Annotated in this window: 7 protein-coding genes; 2 read left to right on the top strand and 5 right to left on the bottom strand. The window is 68.6% G+C overall.

The features are described 5' to 3' along the window. Together JNW89_RS27965 and JNW89_RS27960 are read right to left on the bottom strand one after the other, a co-directional pair. On the bottom strand, positions 1 to 993 hold a 993-nt coding region (locus JNW89_RS27965; protein ID WP_238448834.1), incomplete at its 3' end, for a DUF1152 domain-containing protein. A 142-nt stretch (positions 994 to 1,135) separates the two neighbouring features. Then, positions 1,136 to 1,303: a hypothetical protein gene (locus JNW89_RS27960; RefSeq protein ID WP_238451357.1), complete on the bottom strand. Its 168-nt coding sequence runs from the start codon at positions 1,301 to 1,303 to the stop codon at positions 1,136 to 1,138. 16 nt (positions 1,304 to 1,319) lie between these two features. Between JNW89_RS27960 and JNW89_RS27955 the strand changes: the two genes are divergently transcribed. Together JNW89_RS27955 and JNW89_RS27950 are read left to right on the top strand one after the other, a co-directional pair. Further along, on the top strand, positions 1,320 to 1,715 hold the full coding sequence (locus JNW89_RS27955) for a GNAT family N-acetyltransferase (RefSeq protein ID WP_238451355.1): 396 nt from the start codon (positions 1,320 to 1,322) through the stop codon (positions 1,713 to 1,715). Positions 1,716 to 2,597: 882 nt separating this feature from the next. Beyond that, positions 2,598 to 3,095, top strand: a complete 498-nt coding sequence (locus JNW89_RS27950; RefSeq protein ID WP_238451353.1) for a YcxB family protein — start codon at positions 2,598 to 2,600, stop codon at positions 3,093 to 3,095. 104 nt (positions 3,096 to 3,199) lie between these two features. Here the strand turns inward: JNW89_RS27950 and coaD are convergent, their stop codons facing one another. The 3 genes from coaD to JNW89_RS27935 all read right to left on the bottom strand — a co-directional run. Next, positions 3,200 to 3,637, bottom strand: a complete 438-nt coding sequence (gene coaD, locus JNW89_RS27945) for a pantetheine-phosphate adenylyltransferase (protein WP_238451352.1) — start codon at positions 3,635 to 3,637, stop codon at positions 3,200 to 3,202. Positions 3,638 to 3,829: 192 nt separating this feature from the next. Further along, positions 3,830 to 4,420, bottom strand: coding sequence for a DinB family protein (locus tag JNW89_RS27940; RefSeq protein ID WP_238451350.1), 591 nt, complete (start codon positions 4,418 to 4,420; stop codon positions 3,830 to 3,832). 117 nt (positions 4,421 to 4,537) lie between these two features. After that, a partial coding sequence (locus tag JNW89_RS27935) for a GNAT family N-acetyltransferase (protein ID WP_238451348.1) occupies positions 4,538 to 4,755 on the bottom strand: 218 nt, incomplete at its 5' end.

The following is a 4,755-nucleotide window of genomic DNA, read 5'->3' as shown; positions in this document are numbered from 1 at the left end:
GTGGGGAAACGCGCGGGGGACGCGTGCGCTGAGGAGTTCGTCGCGGAACGCTTGGATGCGCGTGATGACCTGTCGCCTGCCGATGGTGTTCTCGATGCGGTCGAGGTACAGGCATCGGGCGGCGAGTTTGTCGAGGTCAACGGTGAAGTAGATCGCCATCAGCGGGTTGACGAACAGGTCGCCGCCGCCGGTGCGCCGGGTGAACCGGACGTCTCCGAACGCGCCGCTGGTGGCGGCGGCGATCTGTCCCTGGACGATGCTCGGCCGGTCCGGGGTGGCGGCCTGGGCGTCGGCGACAGCATCGCGGTACAGCGCCGCCTCCCGGCTGGATCCGGGGATGGACAGGGCACCGAGGTAGCCGCCGTCGCGGTCGAGCGCGGCGAGATTCTCCAGCACCTGGACGTGGTTGACGCCGTCATAGGCGTCGATGCCGAAGCCTAGACTGGTCACCAGCTTGACCGGCACGTCCAGCGCGGCCACGGCGGCCAGGCTGGTGATGTCCTCCACCGGGGTGCCGAGATCGCTTTCGTCGCCGCGCAGCAGGACATCGGTGCCGCCATCGACCAGCACCACCGCATCGATGTCGAGTTGTTCGACCAGGTACCGGTACGCCGCCCGCAACGGCTGGACACCGAGCGGCGGAAAGGCGTACACGGTCGACGGCAGTTCCTGAGCCGCCAGCCACCGGGCGAGCGTCCGTTCGGGGAAGTACCAGTCCGGGCTGGTGGTGTCCGGTTGCACCGCCGCGACGTCCTTCGCTACCCACGCGTCGCGGTCGATCAACTCGAGCTCAGAGAAGGACAGACTGGCCAGGTGCACCTGTGCGCCGCCGCGCCACAGGGCGAACGCCAAGGGCAGGCCGGCGTACACGTCGAACCCACCGCCCGCTCCGGCGATGAGGATGCTCCGCGCCGGAGCCAGCGCGGCAAACAGCGGCGGAACGGCCAACGAGAACGCATCGGGGTCGGCCGGCAGCACGGCAGGGTTGATCACCGCTCAATGATCAGCCACCCGTGCTGCACAAGCCACGTGGCCCACCGCGACCGGCAACAACGATCGGGGTTTACGCACATGCCGCTGATCGTTTGATCGCCAGGCAGCCGCCGCTGGATCACGGATCGAGGTGCGAGCCGGGCTAGAAGCTGAGCGGCACGGTCTCCACGTAGAACTCGGCGCCCTCGACTGGATGCCGCGATGCTAGGTAGGCGTCGGCGGCCTGCCGGGTGAGGAACGCCCCGACCGGCACAACGGTGCCACTCTGACCAGGCCAACTGATCCTGACCATGACGACGTGCAGGTTCATCACGGCTTGCCGGCAGATGGCAGAGGAAGGCACCGGGACGCGGCCGGCCGTGGACCGTGTTTCCGACGGGGCGTTCATCGGCTGGTGCAGTCTGACCCGGTGGAATCCGGACTACCGCAGTGCATCGCTGGGCTACTGCCTCGACGATGCAGCATGGGGCCACGGCTACGCGACGGAGGCCGCACGCGCCTTGCTGCAGTGGGCATTCGACACGCTGGACCTGAATCGAGTCCAGGCCGAAACCGATACGCGCAACGTGGCATCCGCCCGCGTCCTGGAGAAGCTCGGATTCGTGCGTGAAGGGACGTTGCGGGAAGACTGCGTCGTGAACGGCGAGGTCTCCGACTCGTGGATGTACGGGCTGATCAGGCGGGAGTGGCGGCCGTCGTCCGAGCCGGTTCCCGCCCCCTGAGTCCTCGCTCCCTCGCGCGACGTCGCCCGGCACCCGAGTGCTTCGCTACCCGAGTCGATGGGGTAGCAGGATCGGCGGGTCCGCTTCTCGCATCGCGGCGATCGGCGCATGGGTCGGCGCCCCGCTCGCCGACCCCGCCCCAGTGCTCGGCATCAGGACGAAATGGGTGGCTAGGCGAGCCCGTCGCGCCCTACCTTGTGCTGCATCATCTTCTCCGCACCATTCACGAGAGGACTTCACCCCGCGTGACGCCGCCTGCTCTGTAGACCTGACACCTTCCCCGCGCATCGGTCGCTGACGTCGCCGTCGGCTCTTCACCCATGCCTTCCGTCAGGCCTCAAGAGGAGATCATGTCTACGCGTCCGCATATCGTGCTGCCCTGGACCGTTCGGCCCACGCGCCTCCCTCTGCTCTCGAACCGCTGCGTCCGCTGCCGTTCCGGCTCCGCCAGTGCCGGCGACGGGGAGTTCCGCGCCAGCGCCCACGGCACACTCCTCGACGTCGGGCTCCCGGTCACCTGCATTGATCGGCTCTCCGCCGCACCGCAGAGCCCCCGGAGACTTCTCGTTGGTCCTGCCATGAGCCGCCGCCGTGGGCCCGAGCTGGGGCGAGCGGCAAGGTGGCCGCGCCCCGGACTGCATCACGCGGCGGTCCGCACGCGGTCGCTCATGACCGAGCGCGAACGGAGTTCAGGGCCGGCCCGATACCGGCGACGAAGGTGAACGCCCGGGTGCATCCATCAGCGCGGGTGTCTGCGGTAGCCGGCGTTTCTTGACCGCAATGCCGCGTCCGCCGTCGACAACGGGCGGAACCCGACGATCCGGCCCGCGGGGCGCGAGCCACCCGCTGCCCGCGGGCCGGGGCGGGCACTATCGTGCTGACGTGCACATCCGTTTCGACGTCCCAGCCGATCCCGCCTACCCGGGCCGCGTGGCCGCCGCGCTCAGCAGTGTTCGGCTGCGCAGGTACGGCTACGTCGGCGCGGTGCTGACGGCGGTCGGGGCGATCGGTGTCGTCGTGTCGCAAGGGTTCGGGTGGGGCGACCGGATCACGCCGCTGTGCATCGCGCTGATCGTGAGTGGTCTGCTCTCGATGCTCTACTCGCCGTCGGTGCGGTGGCGCGCCCGGCGCCGCTCCAGTCGCTACGCCGTTGAGGGCGGCTACGACATCACCGACGACAACATCATGATGCGCAGCGGATCGGAGTCCGGCGGCATCGCCTGGGACGGGGTCACCAAGGTGAGGGACACCCCTGAGTTCTGGATCCTGTACGTCGGCCGAATGCCGGCGACCGTGATTCCGCGCCGGTTGATGTCCGCCGAGGACGCCGAGACGCTGCGGGCCCACATGGTCGAACGCGGGTTGCTCCAGCCTCGGTGAGCTCGGTTGCCGCGGAGCAACAACGAAACCCCGCTCACCGCAGAACAGTCCACACTGCCCGCACCACGGCAGCACCACCGCCCCGCGCGCTCGTCGTGAGCAGCTCAGGCTCGCAGAGCCCGCACCGCAGTGGACGACATCGCCGCCAACTCCGGCCGGGCAGGCATGAACAACGTCGCGACGCCCAGCGCCTCATTCATCGCGGCGAGTTCGTACTCGTGCGAGAAATCGGTCGAGTTCCTGACCCCGCGGATGATCAGCCCGCACCCGTTGAGCCGGCAGTAGTCGGCGGTCAGCCCATGCCATGCGGCCACCGCAACGTTCTCCCAGCCCGCCGGAAGCAAGCCCCGGATCTCCCTCGCCCGCGCAACAGTCGTCCCAGACGGCCGCTTGCCGTCGTTGACGGCAACAAGGACGGTGACCTGATCGAAGATGCGGCGCGCCCGGTCGACAACATCCAGATGACCCGGCGTGAACGGATCGAACGTCCCTGGATAGACCGCTCGGGCCGACCCGGGACTGCCATCAGCCGCGTGAGTCACCAGGCCAGACTAGGCCAGCGGCAGACCCAAGCACGCCTCACGCCGAGCCTCGTCGGACCAGCTTCGCTGACAGCGGAGACGTGCGAGGCGGCCGGGGAAGCGCTGCCGGGCGCCTCACCGAACTCCTCGTGACACGGGAGAAGCCGATGAGCGGCTGCTGACGGCACCGCCTGGATCAGTGGGACGGGGCGGTCATCCGAACCGGTCAGCCAGCTTCGTCAGCCTGGTGACGTACACCGGCCAGTCATAGTCGTCAGGGATGTTGCTGTTCTCCCGCCGCAGGCCGATCGCGCTGTCGTGCTGCTCGCGCATGATGTCGGCGTGCCCGGCGTGACGAGCGAGGTCGCAGGTCACGTGAATGATGATCCTGTGCAGCGTCACGGCCTGTCGACCCGTCTGCCACCACGGCACCCGCCCCGGCGCGTCGAGCGGCAGTTCTTCGATCGTCTGATCCGCGAACACTCCGACACGGCGATACAGGTCAATCAGCCCATCCTTCGTCTCGTCCTCGCGCGCGTACCAGTCTGCCTGCGGGTCCTCCTCGAACGCCTGCATGGGGACCAGCTCCTCAGGCGTCGGGAATTCGCGCCCGAAGGTGGGCCCGAAGTAGCCGGCTTCGACGTTGAGGCAGTGCTTGAGTACTCCCAGCAGGTTGTTGCCGGTCGCGGTGCGGGGCAGTCTGGCCTCGCGTTCGCTCAGCCCGTCGAGCTTCCAGATCAGGTCGTCGCGGATCGACTGAAGGTAGTGGTGCAGCGCAGTCTTCGCATCGTCCAGATCAGCCATGCCGGCAGTCTTCCTCATCCGCCGAGCCGGCGGGTGAGGTATCGCCTGCAAGATCAGCAGACGCCGGGTGGCCCGGGCCTCGGTCGGTGGACCTCAGCCCGGGTCCCCTGTCGGACCTCAGTCCATGGCGATGTAGAGCCGTTGACCGGCGGGTCGGTAGCCGACGCGCTCATACACCCGCCACGATTTCTCGCCGGAGGCCTCCAGCCAGGCAATCTCCACGCCGGTGGTGAACAGCCGCCGGGTGATGGCGGCGGTGATGGCGCCCGCCAGCCCCTGGCGGCGGTAAGGCGAACGAACGGCGATGCCCGCGACCTCGCTGACCGCGCCGGTGG

It is taken from the genome of Micromonospora sp. 4G55, from assembly GCF_016803375.1.
This window is presented reverse-complemented; position numbering and strand designations above follow the sequence as displayed.